This window comes from Caballeronia sp. M23-90 (genome assembly GCF_053574605.1).
Window position 1 is genome coordinate 1 of sequence record NZ_JBSIPA010000983.1, and the last position, 391, is coordinate 391.

Below are 391 nucleotides of genomic sequence, written 5' to 3' on the forward strand. Positions count from 1 at the left end.
TCGGCGACAAACAGATCGAGATGAAGCTCGGCGCAAAGACGGATGAAGCGTCGGGCGTTCACGGCGAATACCGGTTCGCAGGAAGTCCGACGGTGATCGTGGTGGCGGGAGACCGCGACGGCGATACGCTCGAAATCGAAGAGTCGACCGATGGCACGCACATCACGGGCAATTGGGTCGGTAAGTTTGCCGCCGACCGGCTTGAGCTCGAACGGCACCGGGTTGGAATCGTCGGCGTTCATCCGCTCACCGGATACGCTGCCGTCGGCGACAAACAGATCGAGATGAAGCTCGGCGCAAAGACGGATGAAGCGTCGGGCGTTCACGGCGAATACCGGTTCGCAGGAAGTCCGACGGTGATCGTGGTGGCGGGAGACCGCGACGGCGATAC

At 62.1% G+C, this 391-nt stretch carries 1 pseudogene; it reads left to right on the top strand.

Going from position 1 to position 391, the window contains the following annotated elements:
* Positions 1-20: 20 nt before the first annotated feature.
* A pseudogene (locus tag ACRXB1_RS37420) lies at positions 21-391 on the top strand (hypothetical protein); the annotation flags it as partial.